At 62.9% G+C, this 18,580-nt stretch carries 16 protein-coding genes; all 16 read right to left on the reverse strand.

The annotated features are described in order from the left end of the window. Positions 1-114: 114 nt before the first annotated feature. On the reverse strand, positions 115-1,914 hold the full coding sequence (locus NTH_RS15630; RefSeq protein WP_338530879.1) for an ABC transporter ATP-binding protein: 1,800 nt from the start codon (positions 1,912-1,914) through the stop codon (positions 115-117). Positions 1,915-1,942: 28 nt separating this feature from the next. Beyond that, on the reverse strand, positions 1,943-2,887 hold the full coding sequence (locus NTH_RS15635; protein ID WP_338530880.1) for an acetamidase/formamidase family protein: 945 nt from the start codon (positions 2,885-2,887) through the stop codon (positions 1,943-1,945). Beyond that, positions 2,877-4,505 (reverse strand): ABC transporter substrate-binding protein, encoded by a 1,629-nt coding sequence (locus NTH_RS15640; RefSeq protein ID WP_338530881.1) that lies wholly within the window; start codon positions 4,503-4,505, stop codon positions 2,877-2,879. Before NTH_RS15640 ends, NTH_RS15635 begins: the two co-directional genes overlap by 11 nt. A 46-nt stretch (positions 4,506-4,551) precedes the next feature. Beyond that, the gene (locus NTH_RS15645) at positions 4,552-5,472 is read right to left on the reverse strand and encodes an ABC transporter permease (protein WP_338530882.1); all 921 of its coding nucleotides are present in this window, start codon (positions 5,470-5,472) and stop codon (positions 4,552-4,554) included. After that, the gene (locus tag NTH_RS15650) at positions 5,472-6,362 is read right to left on the reverse strand and encodes an ABC transporter permease (protein ID WP_422392405.1); all 891 of its coding nucleotides are present in this window, start codon (positions 6,360-6,362) and stop codon (positions 5,472-5,474) included. The genes NTH_RS15645 and NTH_RS15650 overlap by 1 nt, the downstream gene beginning before the upstream one ends. Continuing rightward, a complete protein-coding gene (locus NTH_RS15655) occupies positions 6,343-6,960 on the reverse strand; it encodes an ANTAR domain-containing response regulator (RefSeq protein ID WP_338530883.1) in 618 nt (205 codons plus the stop codon). The genes NTH_RS15650 and NTH_RS15655 overlap by 20 nt, the downstream gene beginning before the upstream one ends. Next, complete coding sequence (locus NTH_RS15660) at positions 6,960-8,114, reverse strand: transporter substrate-binding domain-containing protein (protein ID WP_338530884.1); 1,155 nt, start codon at positions 8,112-8,114, stop codon at positions 6,960-6,962. The genes NTH_RS15655 and NTH_RS15660 overlap by 1 nt, the downstream gene beginning before the upstream one ends. Positions 8,115-8,601: 487 nt before the next feature. Continuing rightward, the gene (locus NTH_RS15665) at positions 8,602-9,795 is read right to left on the reverse strand and encodes a hypothetical protein (RefSeq protein WP_338530885.1); all 1,194 of its coding nucleotides are present in this window, start codon (positions 9,793-9,795) and stop codon (positions 8,602-8,604) included. Positions 9,796-9,851: 56 nt separating this feature from the next. Further along, on the reverse strand, positions 9,852-11,447 hold the full coding sequence (locus tag NTH_RS15670) for an N-acyl-D-amino-acid deacylase family protein (protein WP_338530886.1): 1,596 nt from the start codon (positions 11,445-11,447) through the stop codon (positions 9,852-9,854). A 10-nt stretch (positions 11,448-11,457) separates the two neighbouring features. Continuing rightward, entirely contained in the window at positions 11,458-12,471 is a 1,014-nt protein-coding gene (locus NTH_RS15675) for a succinylglutamate desuccinylase/aspartoacylase domain-containing protein (protein WP_338530887.1), read from the reverse strand. A 53-nt stretch (positions 12,472-12,524) separates the two neighbouring features. Next, positions 12,525-12,869 (reverse strand): RidA family protein, encoded by a 345-nt coding sequence (locus tag NTH_RS15680; protein ID WP_338531935.1) that lies wholly within the window; start codon positions 12,867-12,869, stop codon positions 12,525-12,527. Positions 12,870-12,912: 43 nt separating this feature from the next. After that, a complete protein-coding gene (locus NTH_RS15685; protein ID WP_338530888.1) occupies positions 12,913-14,226 on the reverse strand; it encodes an alanine racemase in 1,314 nt (437 codons plus the stop codon). Continuing rightward, the gene (locus NTH_RS15690) at positions 14,219-15,175 is read right to left on the reverse strand and encodes an amidohydrolase family protein (RefSeq protein ID WP_338530889.1); all 957 of its coding nucleotides are present in this window, start codon (positions 15,173-15,175) and stop codon (positions 14,219-14,221) included. The genes NTH_RS15685 and NTH_RS15690 overlap by 8 nt, the downstream gene beginning before the upstream one ends. Then, the gene (locus tag NTH_RS15695; protein ID WP_338530890.1) at positions 15,172-16,113 is read right to left on the reverse strand and encodes an ABC transporter permease; all 942 of its coding nucleotides are present in this window, start codon (positions 16,111-16,113) and stop codon (positions 15,172-15,174) included. Before NTH_RS15695 ends, NTH_RS15690 begins: the two co-directional genes overlap by 4 nt. Further along, entirely contained in the window at positions 16,110-17,075 is a 966-nt protein-coding gene (locus NTH_RS15700; protein ID WP_338530891.1) for an ABC transporter permease, read from the reverse strand. Before NTH_RS15700 ends, NTH_RS15695 begins: the two co-directional genes overlap by 4 nt. Further along, positions 17,072-18,580, reverse strand: a complete 1,509-nt coding sequence (locus NTH_RS15705) for a sugar ABC transporter ATP-binding protein (protein WP_338530892.1) — start codon at positions 18,578-18,580, stop codon at positions 17,072-17,074. The genes NTH_RS15700 and NTH_RS15705 overlap by 4 nt, the downstream gene beginning before the upstream one ends.

The raw sequence follows: 18,580 nt of genomic DNA on the forward strand, positions 1-18,580 counted from the left end.
CAAGTAGATGTATGCGTTCTCGACCATTCTGCCGTGCTCCTGCCGTTGGGAGCTCGCGCAGAAGCGTGACATTGTGCCAAGCTAACATCGCGGCTCACCACAGCTTTTAGTGGTTCAGCCGGAGGCTGGGGCCCATACCAGATGGCCGCCGCCGATATCGCGCACGTTCTGCCGGGGCGGCACATAATCAAGCGTGTGCGTCGAGCTCGGTAGATCCTCCGCCTTTTCCACGAAGGCGCGGCGCGGCAGCGAGGGATCGGCCACCGGTACCGCCTCCATCAGCTTCCGCGTGTATCGATGCTGCGGGTTCTCGAAGATCTGCGTACGGCTGCCCATCTCCACGAAGCGGCCCATATACATCACCGCCACCCGGTGGCTGATCTGCTCCACGACGGCCATATCGTGCGAGATAAAGAGGTAGGAGATGGCGGTCTCGTCCTGGATATCCTGCAGAAGATCGAGCACCTGTGCCTGGATTGACACGTCGAGGGCGGCGACCGATTCATCGGCGACGATCAGCTTCGGTGAGAGCGAAAGTGCACGGGCGATACAGATGCGCTGGCGCTGGCCGCCGGAGAACTCGTGCGGATATCGGCACATCTGGTCGGGCGAGAGGCCGACGCGGCGGAACAGATAGGCCACACGGTCGGTCAGTTCGCTGCCCTCCGCCAGCCCGTGGATCACCAGGGGTTCGGCCACCAGGTCGCCGACGCGCATGCGCGGATCGAGCGAGGCGTAGGGATCCTGGAAGATCATCTGCACGTCGCGCAGGATCGGCCGCATGGCTCTGGCGCGAAGGCCTTTTGTGGGGCGGCCGGTCACGCGAATCTCCCCCTGCCAGGGGATGAGGTTCAAAAGCGCCTTGCCCGTAGTGGATTTGCCGCAGCCGGATTCACCCACGAGCGACAGCGTTTCGCCGGGCTGGATGGCAAAGGAGATGCCCTCGACCGCGTGAACGCGCCGGACAGGCCGCTGCAGAATGCCGCCTTTAATGTCGAAGCGGACCGTGAGATCATTGACCTCGACCAGCGGCCCGTTGCCCTGCCGCGCCGGCCGATCCAATCTTTGCCGTTCCAAAATGCGCTTCGGTTGGCTCGTCCCCTTCATCTCACCGAGCCGGGGAACGGCGGCCAGAAGCCGCTTGGTGTAGTCATCGCGCGGGGTGGAGAAGATCACGCCCACGGGGCTGTGCTCCACCATGCGCCCGTGCTGCATGACCAGCACGTCGTCGGCCATCTCCGCCACCACGCCCATATCGTGCGTGATCAGCAGGACAGAGATGCCGCGGTCAACCTGCAGCTTGCGGATCAGCGCCAGGATCTGCGCCTGCACCGTCACGTCGAGGGCGGTGCTCGGCTCGTCGGCGATCAGGATTTCCGGGTTCTGCGCCAGCGCCATGGCGATCACCACACGCTGACGCATACCACCCGAAAGCTCATGCGGATATTGGCGCAGGCGCCGCTCGGGCTCGGGAATCTGCACTTGGTCGAGCAGTTCCACCGCTCGCCGCCGGACTGTCTGGACCGAGATCGCGCCATGGGCCGAGACGGCGCCGCCCAGTTGCCTGCCGATAGAGAGAATCGGGTTGAGCGAGGTCATCGGTTCCTGAAAGATCATGCCGATGTGCCGGCCGCGCACCTGCCGCATCTCCGCCTCCGGCAAGGCAAGGATATCGCGGCCGGCCAGACGTGCCGAGCCGCCGGCGAGCCGCGCCATCGGCTTCGGCAGGAGCTGCATCAGCGACAAGGCCGTCATGGATTTGCCCGAGCCGCTCTCGCCGGCAATGCACAGCGTCTTTCCGCGATCGAGCCGGAAGGAGAGGCCAGCCACCACGGTGCGTGCGCCGACAGGCGTGGCCACCTGCACGGTGAGACCATCCACTTCCAGAAGGCGGGAAGAGCTCTGTTGCATCATGCCGCCCAGACAGCTCCTATGCGCAGGCTCACGAGAAGACCACGCGCGGGAAGTAGAACGAGACCACCCAGTTCGGCTGGTCCACGATCTCGCTGATGCGCAGGTCCCCACACACCGAGCACAGCATGTAGGCCTCCTCGGGCGAGAGCCCGCGCGTGGCGCACAGAAGCTCTATCATGCCCGAGACGGCGGCTCTCGCGCCTTCCGTCAGGTCGGAGCCGATGCCGGTCGTCACTTCATAGCCCTCCGCATCCAGATGACGCGTCACCGGGCCCGGGGTGGTGAAGCGCGGCATGGACAGATTGGCTCCCTTCACCACGTCCAACCGCACCGCCACGTCCATGGCGCTTTCGATGGCAGTTCCACACACCTCGCCGTCGCCCTGGGCGGCATGGGTGTCGCCGATGGAAAACAGCGCTCCCTCCACCTCCACCGGCAGATAAAGCGTGGTGCCGGCGGCAAGATCGCGGATGTCGAGATTGCCGCCCACGCGGCGCGGCGGCACCACCGAGTGCAGCCCCGGCTCGGCGGGCGCCGCGCCGATCGTGCCGGCGAAGGGCTTCAAGGGCACTTTCGCTTGCTTGCCGTAAAGTGCCGGCGCGAGCTGCCCCGCGTCATAGGTCCACAGCGCCAGCGCCGGCTCCTTGAACTGGTCGGCGAGGAGCCCGAAGCCGGGAATGTTCGCTGTCCAGCCGAAGCCGGACGGCTTGAAGGACAGGATCTCCACCTTCAGCGCGTCGCCGGGCTGGGCCCCATCCACATGGATGGGGCCGGTGACGGGGTTAACCTTGGAGAAGTCCAGCGTCGCCACGTCGGCCACCGTGCTTTCGCGCGTGAAATGGCCGTTGCCCGAATCGAGGCAGTTGAACTCCAGCGTCGAGCCGGGCGCCACCTTCTCGGCGGGCGGGAACGAACGATCCCACCCGAAATGATGGTGGCGTCCGTGGATCGTATAGTCGCAGTTACTGCACATCTTCGGCGTAGACCTCGTCGTAGTGGACGGGGATGTGCACCGGGTCGACGAACAGCTTGTCGTCGCCGCCGATGCGCTCGGAGCGGATTGTGAAGCGCTCCTCGTTGAAGATCGGCGCCCAGGGGGCATCCTCCATGATCTTCAGGTAGATGTCGCGCCACATGGCCTCGCGCTCGCCGGCCATGGCCGGATCGACTATGGAATCGGCCTCGGCTGCCGCCGCGTCGAGCTCCTCGTTGCAATACCAGGCCCAGTTCCAGCCGCCCGGCACGGCCCCGTCGCAGCCCAGGATCGGGCCGTAGAAGTTGGACGGATCGGGGAAGTCGGCGATCCAGGCCATGCCGCCCGACCAGATCATCGGCGCCTGGTCCTCCTCGCCGCCGGCGGCGATCACGTTGGCCTGCGCCAGCGACTTGATGGAGGCCTCGATGCCGATCGCCTTCAGGTCCTGCTGGATGGCCTGGGCGATGCGCGGCTGCGGGTCGGTATTCATGACGAAGAGCTCGGTCTCGAAGCCGTCGCCGAGCCCGGCTTCGGCGAGCAGCGCCTTGGCGCCCTCGGGATCGTAGGGGTAACCCTGATAGTCCTCCGCATAGCCCGGCATGGTGGGCGGCAGGGGCTGGTTGGCGACCACGGCGCGGCCATTGATGATGCGCAGGATGCGATCCTTGTTGATGGCCATGTTGACGGCCTTGCGCACCTCTATCCTGTCGAAGGGCGGGATCTTCACGTTCATTGTCACATAGCCGGTGTGCAACTGTCCGCCCTGGATGATGAGATCCTTGAACTTTGGATCGTTCATCACCTCGATGAACTTGGCCGGCGGGATACCGTCGCCGGGCACGTCCACCTCGCCGTTCTGCAGGCGCAGCAGCGCCACCACCGGCTCCTGGCCGACTTCGAACACGATCTGGTCGAGCTTGGGCAGCCCCTCGTTCCAATAGTCCTGGAAGCGCTCGAAGACGAGGCGCTGGCCGAGTGTCCACTCGGCGAGCCTGAAGGCACCGGAGCCGACCGGGTGCTTGCCGAAATCGGCGCCGTGCTTCTCCACTTCTTCCTTCGGCACAACATGCGCGAAGTTGAGCGCCAGGACGTGCAGGAAGGTCGCGTCCGGACGCGAAAGCTCGAACCGGATGGTATAGGGATCGACCACGGTGACGCCGGACAGCCCCTCTGCGTTTCCGGCGGACGCTTCCTCGAAGCCCTTGATGGAGCCGAAGAAGCCGGCGCCGGGGCTCTGCGTCTTGGGATTGACCGTGCGCTCGATGGAGTATTTCACATCCTCGGCGGTCAGCTCGCGGCCGTTGTGGAACTTCACACCCTGGCGCAGCTTGAAGGTGAAGACCGTGCCATCCTCGGAGATCTCGTAGGATTCGGCAAGCTCCGGGCGCAACTCCGTGGTGCCGGGCTCGTAGTCCATCAGCCCGTCGAAGAGCGACTTGATCATCGACCAGTTCTGCCAGTCGTAGCCGATCGCCGGATCGAGGGTGGAGACGTCGTCCTTGTAGGTGACGGTCATGGAGCCGCCCTGCTTGATGTCCTGCGCAAAGGCAGGCGACAAGGCGGGGGAGGCGCAAAGGGCAGCGGCGGCAACGCCGGCCAGAAGCAGTCTTCTCATCTCAAACGTTCCCTTCTCTGGTTGCTGCGTGTTTCTTCTGCCCGCGTCATCGCAGCCTGATGCGCGGGTCGATCAAAGGTGTGATGAGATCGGCGATGAGGTTGCCGAGCACGATGGCGCAGGCCGAGACCAGCGTGACACCCATGATGATGGGAATGTCGACGCGCTGGATCGCCTGCCAGGCGAGCTGGCCGATGCCTGGCCAGCCGAAGACGCTCTCCACCACGACGATGCCCGACATGAACAGTCCGATGTCGATGCCGATCATGGCGATGATCGGCAGGATGGCGTTGGGGAGTGCATGGCCGAGCAGCACCCTGGCGCGCGCGATGCCGGCGGCGCGTGCGGTGCGCACATAGTCCTGGCGCAGAACCTCGATCAGCGAGGAGCGCATCATGCGCGAGTACCAGCCCGCGCCCAGGAATCCCAGCGTAAGCGACGGCAGCACGAGATGCGCGAAAGTGCCGTAGCCGCCGATCGGGAACCAGCCGAGCTGCACGGCGAAGATGTAGAGGAGCAGGATACCGATCACGAACTGCGGCGCCGAGACGCCGACGAAGGAGGCGACCATCAGCGTCTCGTCGATGCGCGAGCCGCGGTTCAGCGCGGCGACCACGCCCATAGTGAGCCCGAAGAGCAGCTCGCAGAAGATCGCGCCCGCCATGAGAAGCAGGCTCGCCGGCAGGCGCGAGGCGATCAGCGTCGAGACCTCCGTCTTCTGCAGGTAGGAGCGGCCGAGATCGCCGTTCAGCAGCCCGCCCAGATAGCGCAGATACTGCTCGTGGAAGGGCAGGTTGAGGCCGAGCTGCTGGCGGATGTTCTCCACCGTGGCCGCGGTGGCGCTGCGGCCGGCGATCTGGCGCGCCGGGTCGGCGGGCACGAGGTAGAGAAGCACAAAGGTGACGAAGCTGATGCCGATGAGGATCAGCATGGTCTGGATCAGCCGGCGGGCGACATAGGCGACCATCAGTGGCGCCCCTGCTGCGTGGGATCTAGGATGTCGCGCAGCGCGTCGCCCACCAGGTTGAAGGCAAGTGCCAGCGCCAGGATGGCTGCCCCCGGGATGAAGACAAGCCAGGGTGCGGAGGTGAAATAGGTCTGGTTCTCGAAGATGATGTTGCCCCAGGAGGGGATGGGCGGCTGCACGCCGATGCCGAGGAAGGAGAGTGTCGCCTCCAGAAGCACGGTGGTGGCGATGCCGAGCGTGGCCCAGACGATGATGGTGGAAAGCAGGTGCGGCAGGATGTGGCGGAAAAGGATGCGCCCGGCAGCGGCGCCCATGGCACGTTCGGCGACCACGAAATCGCGTTCGGCGACGGAACGCGTCTCGGTGTAGGTCACGCGGGCGATCTGCACCCAATTCACCATGGCAATTACCAGCGCCACAATCCACAGGCTGGGGCGGAAGATGGCGGCAAGCACGATGGCGAGCAGCAGGGCGGGGAAGGCCATCATCAGATCGGTGAAGCGCATAAGCACCGTGTCCACCCAGCCGCGGAAATAGCCTGCCGTGATGCCCACGAGCGAGCCGATCGCGACGGCTATGCCGTTGGCGACCACACCGATCACCAGCGACGTCCGCGCGCCGTAGATGAGGCGGCTGAAGAGATCGCGGCCGACGAGATCGGTGCCGAACCAGAACTGGGTGCTGGGCGGCAGCGGGGCGCCTTCGATGGTCAACCCCTCGAAGAACTGCTCATAGGGGCTGTAGGGCGCAAGCCAGGGTGCGAAGGCGGCCGCCAGCACCACGGCGGCAATGATGACCAACCCCGTCAGCGCCAGCGGACGGCGCAACAGGCGCGCCATGACAGATGGTGCGTTCACTGATGCGCCCGTCTCAACGACCGTTTGTGACATTCCTCCGCCCGTCCGTGTCGAAACCTTCTACGATACCCGCCGCGGCGTCCTCTATCGTGCGGCGCTCGGCCATGGCCGTCATGCGCAGCGTGTCGAAAGCGGTTCCGGCATCGCAGTTGTGCTTGAGCATCAAGATGGCCGTAGCCTCCGCCACCACCTGCCGTTTCGACAGGCGTTGCTTCAGCAGCGCGATCTCCTCCGCCTGTGTGCGGCGACGCGCGAAGCCCTGGCTTGCCACCACAAGCGCGCTGTAGAGACCGGCGCTGCCAATGGGCTTCAGAAGCTGGGCATCGGCCCCCTGGCCGATGGTCCAGGCGATGCGCCCGGGTGCTTCCGAGCCGATCAGTGCGATGACCGGCATTGGCGCGAGCCCCGGCGGCCAGGGAAACTGGCCGTCATGGCCCATGTCGGCGTCAATGAGCAGCACGCTAAAGGCACGCATCGCATCCGGGTCGTCGAGCGCCGGCCATGCCTGCTGGCCACTGATGCCGATGCGCGCGCATTGCGCGAGCAGCGCATCCACATTCTGGTGGGGCCGGTGCAGAATGAGGGCGCGCCAGCCGACGAAATTGGGGGTGTAGTGCGTCGCCGGACCCATCACACCACCCTCAGCTTCCGCGCGCCGGCAGCACGGTCGTAAATCCGCTGGAGTGGCGTCGCCGTCAGGAACGGGTCGGGTGCGATGGTGCTTTCACATTGGCGGACGACGTCGAAATCGCCGTCAGGTCGCGCCCGGCCGATATGTGCGCCGAGGCTGACATGGTTCGTCGCCCGGTCGACTTTTACCGGGCCGAGCGGGGTGACGATCTCGTGCGTGCGCACATCCTCCAGCACCGCTTGCGCTTCATCTGTCCCGGCACGCCCGATCGCCTCAGCAATCATGATCACGGCCGCATACGCCTGCACGAAGAATGCGTCGGCAACACGCCCGGGATTCCCTGCCTTCATGCGCTCGGCGAACAGGCTGTTTTCTTTGCTGGCGAGCGAGCGGAAATAGCTGGAGACGGTGTAGTGGCCGGCGGCTACCTCGCCCAAAAGGATGGTCTCGTTCTCGCACAGATTGCAGCTCACGACTGGGCAGCTTTCCGGCCGGAAGGCCTCGTCCTCCTCCCCCAGTGCGCGGTAGGCGGCAAGAAAGGCGTAAGACGAAGGTCCAATCAGATTGTTGAGAACGAAGTCGGGTCGCTTCTCACGGATCTCCTCGATCAGGTGACAAATATCCTCATCGCCGATCGGCACATAGCGTTCGCCCAGAACACTGCCGCCCGACCGGTGCAGGATATCGCGGGCGATCCTGTTGGTCTCCCAGCCCCAGATATAGTTGGAGCCAATCAGAAATGCGCGGGCACCGAAGCGCGGCACGATGTAGTCGAGCAGAGGCACCAGATGCTGGTTCGCACAGGCCGCCACGTAGACCAGATTGTCGGAGACCTCGAAGCCTTCATAGACGCACGGATACCACAAAAGCGCGTCGAGCTTCTCGACAACCGGGATCACCTCCTTCCGGCTCCATGAGGTGGTGCAGCCGACCACATGCTGCGCGCCGGTGCTGCGGATCAGGTCGCGGCAGAGCGCGGCATAGCGGTCGGCATTTCCTTCGGGATCGACGTGATACGCCGCCAGTTCGAAAGGGTAGGACGTGTCGGCATTGACGTCGGCAATTGCCGCCGCCGCACCGAAATAGCCTTGTTCGGCCGGCCGACTGTAGCCGCCGCTCCGTGAGAACAGAATTCCGACCGGATACGTAGCCACTTTCGTCCCTCAAAACGCAAAAGGCCCCGGCAGGAACAACAGTAGTCCTGACGGGGCCCAAATGCCAAAATCTTAAGAAACAACCGTAGCCAGCGAAACGAGACTGTCAAGACGGATCGTAACTTTTCGTGCAGGCGAGACCTTCGATAAGGCGTCCGAGAACGCCTGAAAGTCCACATCTGGACGCCGGGCACGGAATAGGCCCAACCGGTTCATCTCAATCTCAACCATGGCGTTCGCAGATCAATCGTTGGCGGCCATCGGCTGTGGAAGTTCCGGCGGATGTACTTTCAGTGTGGGAAGTCGATCAAGCAGATTTGCCGGACATTGCGGGCTTCCAGCAACTGTATCGATGTCTGCCAAGCGGTGTGCCCGCCAGCAGTTGTCCGGACTGGGTGAGCCGACATGTATCCTTGTGCGCTTGTGCCGCGGCGCATGACGAACCCCGGCGCTGAGCAGATCTGACAGGGCGTCTGCACAGAGCGATTCAGGCCAACTGAGCGAGTCGGCCCGTAGCGGTCTTCACCCAATCGAGACGTTTTTCGGGAATGAGGCCGTAGTTGTAGAAGTTCACCCCGTTGGCGCCGGCGGAGATGGCCGCTCGCGTCCGTATGGCAAGGGCATCACCGTTTTCCATCTCCGGGTAGAAGACGCGGAGCCCGACGCCGAGAAACTTTTCAGGACCGATGATGCCGCGTGCGTTGCGGAATATCCCGCTCACGGCTTCCGGCTCCATGCAATAGCAGCACAGGATCGCGCCATCGCAGGCACCTGCCGCCTCCTTGAGGTCCACACCGCCCAACCACCCGTCAGCAAGGTCGATGAGGACGACCCTGGTCTCAGGATGTGCAGCCGCGCGGATTTCCGTGATGAGTGACGTTACCGGTTTGCTGCGCCAGGCGAGGAAGGCGCGCAGATCTTCATGGGCATTGAAAGCATCGAGACCGGCTTCCGGGAAATCGGGAAACTGTTTTTCGGGAACTTCGCGCTCGCACATTGCGGCGATGAAGCGGTGGGCGGTTTTGCGCGCGCCTTCGGCATTGATTCCGGCTTTCTGTGCGCGCGCCATGCAATGTGCGCAGAAGCAGAGTGACAGGAGGAAATCATCCTCCGCATTGAGCCCGACACCGTCCTTCTCATGATGGTATTCATGGGCAAAACCCATGAAGTTCGGGCTCTCCAGCTCGATCATGTCCGGCCGGTAGCGTGTGCTGACATCCTGAACGAGCGTCGTCACATAGGCGCGGGCTGCTGGGCTCGACGGGCAGAGATTGTAATAATTCGGATTGCCGAAGGCATTGCGGGTCACGTGGTCAGGATGGAGCATGCCCAGCCGGGTGTTGTGCAGGCAGACCGTCCAGCAGGAGACCTTCATGCCGGTTTGCGCACGCGCATCGGTCAAAACTTTCAGCATGTCGCCGCGCTCTGCAACGTTGCGTGCCATAAGAGGTTTGATTTCCCGGTCCGCCCAAAGGGCCTCGTCAGGCTGGAAATAGACGGTTCCATCCTCGGGGAAATAGGCCTTCTGGTGCGGGCTGCGCGGTTGGAGAAAGCGGCCTGCATGGTAGGAGGTGGCAAGGCTTACGGTGTTGAGCCCGGCACGATCCCGCAGCTCGGCAACGGTTCCGGCAAGCCCCTGATCCTGCACATCCCAAGGATAGGTCCACATTGACAGATGCATAACGGGCATTCCTTAAATCCAACTTCAGTAGACCCCAGACGGGGCGGCGGAACGGGCTAGAGAACGCGGCCGAGACGCGTAGCTGTCTCGTTGTGGTCTTCAATGACCATGCCGCCATTGACGAACAGATGGCTGACACCGGACGGCAATTGCGATGGCTCATCGAAGGTGGCGCGATCCGTGATACTGTGCTCGAAGAGCACGACATCGCCCGCCATGCCGGGGCGCAGAAGCCCCCGGTCTGCAAGCGAAAAGCGCTGCGCGGCCATGGATGTCATGCGACGCACGGCCTCTTCCAGCGAGAACCAGGTTTTGTCGCGAACAAGCGGTCCGGCGAGGCGCGGGAAGGTTCCGAAGGCCCGCGGATGCGGCTTTGAGCCCGGGCGTGGAAGTCCGTCAGAACCGGCCATAAAAAGCCTGTTGCAGCAGGCCGCATGGAGGTCTTCTTCGGAAAGTTGGAACAGGATGATACCAGTCTGGCCGTCATCCTCCTCGATCAAGCGCAGCATGAGATCGAAGGGCTCGATTTCAAGTCTTGCCGCGGCTGCTTTCATATCGAGCCCTTCCAGATGCTTCAGGGACTCGAGCCGCACAGCAGACAGGCGAACATTCTCCCAACCGATGAGCGATACCTTGCTCTGGCCCGGAAATTCCGGTCCGCCCTGATTCACCCAGCGGCGCAGGACCATCCGTTGCGCGGGATCGGCAAGACGGCGGCGCAGCCCGGACAGCCCTCCCTCCATGGAGGCTGCGGGCAGAAGCTGGAGAATCCATGTGCTGCCGGCGGGGTAGGGGTACATGTCGAAGCTCACATCAATACCATCCCGGCGCATGGATTCCAGAAGCGAGATGGCATCGGGGATGCGGCCCCAATTGGGATGGCCGGCGGATTGCAGATGTGACAGGAGGCCTGCCGCACCCGATGCCCCCAGCACGCGCCCGAATTCCTCCGTGGCATCGAGCAGCCCTGCCTCATAGGAACGGATATGAGCGGCGAGCACCCGGCCATTACGTCCCACCGTCCGCCCGAGCGCGACCAGTTCGGCCTCATCGGCAAAGGCGCTCGGCGGGTAGACGAGCCCAAGTGACAGACCAGCAGCACCCTGCAGAAGCTGGGTTTCCAGAAGGCTGCACATGGCCTCTCTTTCCTCCGGCGTTGCAGGGCGGTCGTCATGTCCGATTATGGCGAGCCGCAGTGCCGCATGTCCCACAAGGGAGACGAGATTCACCGCGATGCCAGCGCCATCGGCCTCACAAAGCGCGTGGCGATAGCCATTGAGATCAGCAAAGATTTCGCTGTCTTTCGTTTCGCCCAAAAGACCGGAAAAGTGCTGGCGCAGATCCTCGCGGGATGTTGGCGTGGCGGGGTAGAGCGAGAAGGAGCAATTGCCCACGACGACGCTGGTGACGCCCTGAAAGGCCTTTTCGGGACGCCCGCGCTCACGCAGGCAGATCAGATCGTCATGGCAGTGGGCATCGATAAAGCCGGGTGCGGCATAGCGTTCGTCGGCATCCACCACGCGCGCACCGGACACCGGCAGGTCACGCCCGATGCGGGTGATGCGACCGCCAGACAACAGAATGTCGCCGCGATACCAGGGCGCGCCGGTGCCGTCGATGATGCGTGCTGCGCGAATGAGGGTATCGGTCATTCTATTCCTCTCAGGCCTCAATTGGTTCGGCCACCTGCATCAGGCAGTCGCCTGCCTGGCTGTCGCAGTGAAGCCGGTGGGAGATGACAATGCCGCCTTCGGCAAAATGCAATGCTTTCTCGGGTGCACCGATGCGTTCAAGGTCGTGGTACCAGCCGGCCAGGTCACCCGCCGCAACATGGTCACCAAGGCGGACTGCAGGCTCGAACCAGCCCCGCCGGCCTGCATAGATGCCCTGAGAGTGGCGGGACAGGGAAAGGAGTTGGAGCGGTGGGAGATCTTCTTCCAGGCTGGTGGAAAGCACCGGGCCGGAAACGATGCCGAGCGCGAGAAGCAGACGGTCGATGGCTCCGGCGGTAAAGGCCATGCTGTCGGGTGTCACTGTCCCGCCGCCACCAAATTCGCCGGAAAGGCCGATAGCGCCGGCTCTTCCCGCCGCGCCCATAGAGGTTGGTGCTGCCGGGCCGTTATCGGCGACCAAAGCGTAGCGAGCACCCATCTTTCGCATGAGGTTGAGGGTTTGCTCGAAGCGTGCAGGCTCTGCCTGCCGCTCGATCAGCGTGCAGGGCAGGTGCGCCATGGAGGTTCCGCCCGAGTGGAGATCGAAGAACACATCGTGGCGCGGGAAAAGCTCCTTTTCGAGGAAATGGGCTATCCGTTCGGTGGGCGTTCCGACGGGATCGCCCGGAAATGCACGGTTGAGGTTTCCACTATCGAAGGGGGAACAGCGGCGGGCTGCCATGACAGCAGGTTGATTGACAATCGGCAGAACGGTCACGGTTCCTTTGATATCGAGCGTCATCAGGCGACGCATGAGCCGGGCGAGCTGAAGCTCGCCCTCGTACTCATCGCCATGATTGCCTGCCATCAGGAGTAGGCTTGCGCCTTCTCCCTTCCGAACGCGCAGATAGGGAATACGGATCTGGTAGTAGGGCGACCGGTCCACCGAATAAGGAATTGCGAGGAAGCCTGAGTGGACGCCCTCGGCCTCGAGATCGATGGAATGAACAATGCCTGTGTGCATGGCGGGCCTCGATCACCGGAAATGAGCCGGCGCGCCGGGGCGCCGGCGAGGTATTAGACTGCGGCAACAGCCGTCATTTCGACACGCAAGTTCGGGTCGGCAAGGCGTGCCTCGACGCAGGCGCGAGCCGGCGGGTTCTCCGGATCGATCCAGACGTCGTAGACGCTATTCATCGCATCGAAATCCATGATTGCCGGCAGGAAAATGTTGACGGCCAGAAGCTTTGAGCGGTTCGTGCCGGCTTCAGCCAGAAGAGCGTCGATCTTGCGCAGAACATCTGCCGTCTGCTCCTCAACGCCCGCTTTGCGGTCATCGGAGACCTGTCCGGCAATATGGACGAGACCGCCATAAACAACAGCCTGGCTCATCCGGGAGCCCTTCCGGTAGCGCATGATCATTCTGTACAATTCCTTTTCCTGAAGAGGTGGAGTTGGGAGAGAATCAGCCGAAGCTGGTCGGATAGGCCGCGACAACCTGGTGATCATTGTCGAGGCCGTAGAGAATTGCGTGTCGGTCCAGGCAGGTGCAGGGATGCGAGATGCCTAGTTCCAATACGTCGCCGACACGCAGATTCACGCCGTGGCCAAGGGAGACAAAGGCATGCTGATCATTGAGTGCGGTGACGCGAACTGTCTCGGGCAAAGCCTTTGCCTCGCCATCGCGGTAGAATGTCAGCGGGCGAGGCAAGCCCTGGTCGTTAGCTACGTCGCGCAACCCCATGCCGCAGATCGCAAGCCCCGACTCTGGGCGTGAAAGAACTTCGGCCCATACGCGAAGCGCGGGTCGAAAGCTATTCGCTGCGGAAACCGCTTTCCCGCCGATCACGAAACCGGAACGCTTGTCGAGGCCGGTCAGCCCGCGCTCATAAACACCATGATCGTGGAAAAAGATCGCACCGCTGCGCAGGATCAGGACCGCGTTCGGATCGCCAGAAATCGCTGCTGCAAGCCCGCGAACCACCATGTCAAAATAGACCGAGCCGCCGGCGGTAACAATCATTGGGCGTTCGGTTCCGAGCCGTTCACGCAGGATAGAGAAAAGCTGGCGCGTATGTTCGACCAAGGCGGAAATGCGCCGCGCTGTCTCGGCCGCGTCGGACGTTGCCGCGGCCCCTTCATAGGCTGCGACGCCGGCAAGCCGGAAGTTTGCCGTTTCGCGTTCGAGAACGGCCAGAGCGAGTTGAAGGGCGGTGCCACTGGACCGGACCCCGGCGCGAGCGGCACCCAACTCGACCAGAAGCCCGAGCGGCGGAAGATCAGCTGAAGACGACCAAGCAGCGGCAAGCGCATCCAGCATGTCATGTGAGTCGACGAAGACCGAGGCATCTGCGTCGGGATAGGCGGAAAACAGACGTGCGAGCCGCCGGGCGGCTGCGGGCCCGCCGATTTCGTTTGCAAGAATAAGGCGGCGGAAGCCTGCCCTGAGCATGACCGACGCCTGCCGGATATCGGCGACGGTGACACCCCATGCCCCCGCCTGCACAAGGCGCCCGGCAATGGCTGGTGACATCGGTGTCTTCGCATGCGGCGCAATCTTCACTCCCTGCTCACGAACGTAAGTCATCATCAGCGTGATATTGCTGGCGAAAGCGGCCTCATCGAGCGAGATCAACGGCAGTGACATGTTGCCGTCGAAGGGCTTCCATCCCCTGTCGGCGATGGCGCTGAGAGGCAGGGGCGGGTGGCCCGAGGGAAACCCACGAATACGGTCGTCAATGACGGGATCGCCTGCTGTGGTGAGCGTGGCGTCAGACATGGGAAGAATCCTGTGATCTTTGCGAAGACGGCAGGCCGAGACGATAGATACGGCTTGCCGTTGAGAAGAACAGGGCTTCCTGCTCATCGCGCGAGTAGCTGGTGGCGATGGTTCTGAACCCATCGTAAAGCGCATTGAAATCTGCATGAATGCCAGCAACGGGAAGATCGCTGGCGAACATCGCACGTTCCGGACCGAAGCAGCCGATGCAGTGATCGATCACCATGCGCAGGCTGTCGATCGTCCAGTCGGGATCGTACGCTACGGGATTGGAAATCTTGATCGCAATATTGGGAGCGCTGGACAGCTCTGCCAGACCCTTGCGCCAGAGCGCCATGCCGTCCGTGCTGCGGTCTGCCGGGCTGCCGCAATGGTTGAGCACGAATTGGGTGTCGGGAAAACCGGCAGCAAGGCTGAGCGCCTCCCCCATCTGCCAGGGATAAAGCATCAGATCGAAACTGAGGCCGAGCGCGGTCGCATTGGAAAGGCCCTCGCGCCAGCGCGGGTCACTCATCATGTCCTCGCGGGGTACAAAGCTTTTTGCCGGGTCGGGGTGCCAGCTGACGATGTCGCGAATGCCGACAACAGCGGAGTTCGCAGCCTCCAGTTCAAGCAGCCGCGGCGTGTTTTTGCTTGAAAGGGGCACCCGCGCCACATAACGTGCTGCGACACCGGAACGCTTGTCGAGGCTGTCGAGCCAGCGTGTCTCCTCCAGCGGGAAATCATCCGACCAGCCGGCTTCGACGTGAACAGTAGCGACGATGTTCTGCCGGGAAGTGTCCCGCAGATATTCGCTCACGCCATAGTCGCGCCGGATCGAAGCGATGCTGCCATGCACCATCTCGTCCTGACCGGCTACCGGTGACGCAAGCCACGGATGCCGACCAAGCGAAAGATCCCAGAGATGGTGGTGCGGGTCGATGACCGGGCCCGTATAGGCAGGATTCATCGCCGCGCCTCCCGACCCGAGATCAGGAGCAGTGCCAGAATGAGCGAGCCGAACATGATCGAGCGCCAACCGGGCGAGGCATTGACGACGGTGATCAGCGCCGTGGTGGTGACGAGCAGAATGGCGCCGGGGATCGTGCCTGCATAAGTGCCACGCCCACCGAGAATAGAGGTGCCGCCGAGAACCACGGCGGCGATTGATGTGAGCAGGTAGGGATCGCCGATTCCGACATAGCCCTGACGGTTCATGCCGAGGATCAGGATGCCCGCAAGACCGGCGAAGAAACCCGAGAGCGTGAACAGAAACAGCGTGTCGCGCCTGACGCTTATGCCTGACAAACGGGCGGCGAGGGGGTTCGCGCCAAGTGCCAGGAAACGCGCTCCGGCCGGCATGCGATGGATGATGACGAGCATTGCAATGGAAACGAAGAGCCACAGAAGAACGCCTGCCGGGACACCGAACGGACGTGCCTGCCCAAGCCAGACGACGGAGGCGTTGGTCACCGAGACGGCACTGCCGCCTGCAATGATGACCAGCATGCCCTGGAGGAAGGTTGCCATTGCCAGTGTCATGATTATGGGTGGCACCTTGAGATAGGCAGCGCCGACGCCATTCAAAAGGCCGATGCCGGAGGCGATGCCTAGCGTTAGCACGATGCCGGCGAGCCCGCTGGGGTCGGAGTCTGGTGAAATGAGAGGAAGAAGAATTGCCGTGACCGTGATAACCGCCCCGACGGAAAGGTCGATACCTCCCATGAGGATCACCAGCGTCTGCCCGGCGGCGGCGATGCCAATGACTGCCGAAAGCTCGAGAAGATAGCGCAGATGACCATAGGCCCCGAAACCGCGCAGCGTGAGGCTGGCAACGATCCAGACCAGTATCACCAGGATCAGCGTCAGAAGTGGCGGATTGCGGAAGACTGCTTTGACGGTGTTCAAGGCCTTGTCCTCCACTGGCTGGTCAATTGCGGGATCGCAACGGCGCCGACGATGATGAGGCCTTGCGCCACATACTGGGCGACCGGAGGGAAGCCCAGGAAGAACATGACGTTGATCATGACCGAGAGCAGCAGGCTCCCGCAGATGACGCCGCGCATCGTGCCCTTGCCACCAAGGAACGCGACACCGCCAAGCACTGCGCCGGCGATGGAGTTGAGCGTGAACGGCGTTCCTATGACGGGATCGCCCGATCCGGTTTGTGCGGCCACAAAAAGGCCGGCAAGCATGGCAAGCAGCCCCGACAGCGCGAAGGCGAACACCTTGACCCGCTCGACGGGAACGCCCGAACGAAACGCGCCGACTGGATTGTTGCCGGCCGCGTAAATGCCAACGCCGAGCGGTGTTGCAAGATAGAGTTTCCACCCGATCAGAAGCAGGACCAGAAGGCCGAAGGCGACCGGCGTGTGGCCGGCGAGCAGATCGGAAAACCATTCAGGGACGTACCCGCCCGGACGTGGCAGAAGGATAAGAGCGACGCCGGTGATGATGAACGAGCCAGCCAGCGTGACGATGATGGCCGGCAGGCGCAGATAGGCGACGATGCCGCCGGTCACCGCGCCGATGAAAAGACCGGTGGCCGAGACCGCAAGCAGCCCACCCAGGGCGCCAAGCGTCCCACCCATGGTGACGGCAGCGATGACCGCGCCCAAGCTGACCAATGGTCCAATGGCGAGCGAGATGCCGCCATTCAGCATCATCAGGGCCTGCGCCATGGTGACGAGCGCAAGCGGAAACCAGTTCTGGGTGAACTTGGAGAAACCGCCAACGCTGAGAAGGCCAGGAAACAGGACAGCGTAGACCACAAGAAATGCGGCCACGACCAGATAGAGGCCCGCCAGGCCGCGATTACGCCGCTTCTGGACCGCGGCATAGAGGTTAGCCGGAACGGTGGTGGCATTCATGCCGCTGCTCCTTTTGCCAAGACGCCCATGGCGGCGCCGACAATCGCTTCTTCGGAGATCTCAGGGTGTGGCAGCGTGGCCACGACCCGCCCCTCGCGGAACACGGCAACACGATCGCAAAGATGGACGAGCTCGGGCGTGTCGGAACTGAGGAGAATGACCAGCTTCCCTTCGCGGGCGAAGGATTGCAGCATGAGATAGATCTCGCGCTTGGTCTCGATATCGACGCCTCGGGTCGGGTCGTTGAGCAGGAGCACGGAAGGATTGAGCGGCAGCCATTTCGCCAAGGCCACCTTTTGCTGGTTGCCGCCGGAGAGAGCCTGAACTGGGCGGTCCACATCGCCTTTGATCGTGAGCCTTTTAGCGAGATCGGCGACCAAGTCGCGCTCGGCGGTACGGTCGCGCAGACCGTGCTTCACCAGTTTGCCTAGCGAGGGCAGAAGCAGGTTGGATGCGATGGTATGAGGGAGAACGAGCCCCTCATGCTTGCGGTCGGCGGGCACATAGGCAAGGCCAGCCTCGTTGGCTGCCTCTACGCTTTTGAACGGGCGGTTGCTTCCGGAAATCTCCGCCCTTTCGGCGGAAGCAGGTATGGCACCGTAAAGGCCGAGCAGAAAATCCTCCTGCCCTTGTCCCACGAGACCGCCAATACCGACAATCTCGCCGGCGGAAGCCTGGAAGTCGACATCGAGGGCAGTGCCTGCGGAAAATCTCTTCACATGGATGAGTTCGGCACCTGTCAGACTGTCCTGCCGGGCGGGGAAAAGATCGCCTGCATCCCGGCCAACCATCAGGCGCACGAGACCTTCATTATCGACGCCGGCCAACGGCTGATCGGCGGTGACAACGCCATCTTTCAGCACCGTCACATGCGAACACAGCGCCTGGACCTCGTTGAGGCGGTGGGAAATATAGAGGAGTGCGATACCTTCATCGCGCAGTTTGCGGATGAGGCCCGCCAAAATACCCGCCTCATGCGCCGACAGGGACGAAGTCGGCTCATCCAGAATGAGCACGCGGGGCCTGCGGAAAAGCGCTTTGGCGATTTCCACCATCTGCCGACGGCCAAGCGAAAGATCGCCGACGGGCATATCGAGCGGCTCGGTCAGGCCGACCCGCTTGCAGACTTCCGCAGCGGAAGCGCAAAGCGCGTTATAGTCTATGATCCCAAAGCGCCGCGGCAGAGCGCCAAGACCGATATTCTCGGCGATGGAAAGCTCGGCGGCAAGGCTCAGCTCCTGTTGAACGACGGCTATACCCGCCTTGCGCGCAGCAGCAGGGCTGAAACGCGAGACGGGTTGGCCGTCAACGACGATATCGCCCGTGTCAGGCTGTAGAGCGCCCGAGAGCAGATTGATCAGCGTCGATTTTCCAGCGCCGTTTTCGCCAAGAAGAGCGTGAACGCGTCCAGGCTCAAGGGCGATGCTTACGCCCTTGAGCACCGGATTGCCGAAAAACCCCTTGAACACCTGCCTGGCTTCAAGCAGGGGGTTGGCCTTCGTCAT

Source organism: Nitratireductor thuwali (genome assembly GCF_036621415.1).
GTDB classification, from domain to species: domain Bacteria; phylum Pseudomonadota; class Alphaproteobacteria; order Rhizobiales; family Rhizobiaceae; genus Chelativorans; species Chelativorans thuwali.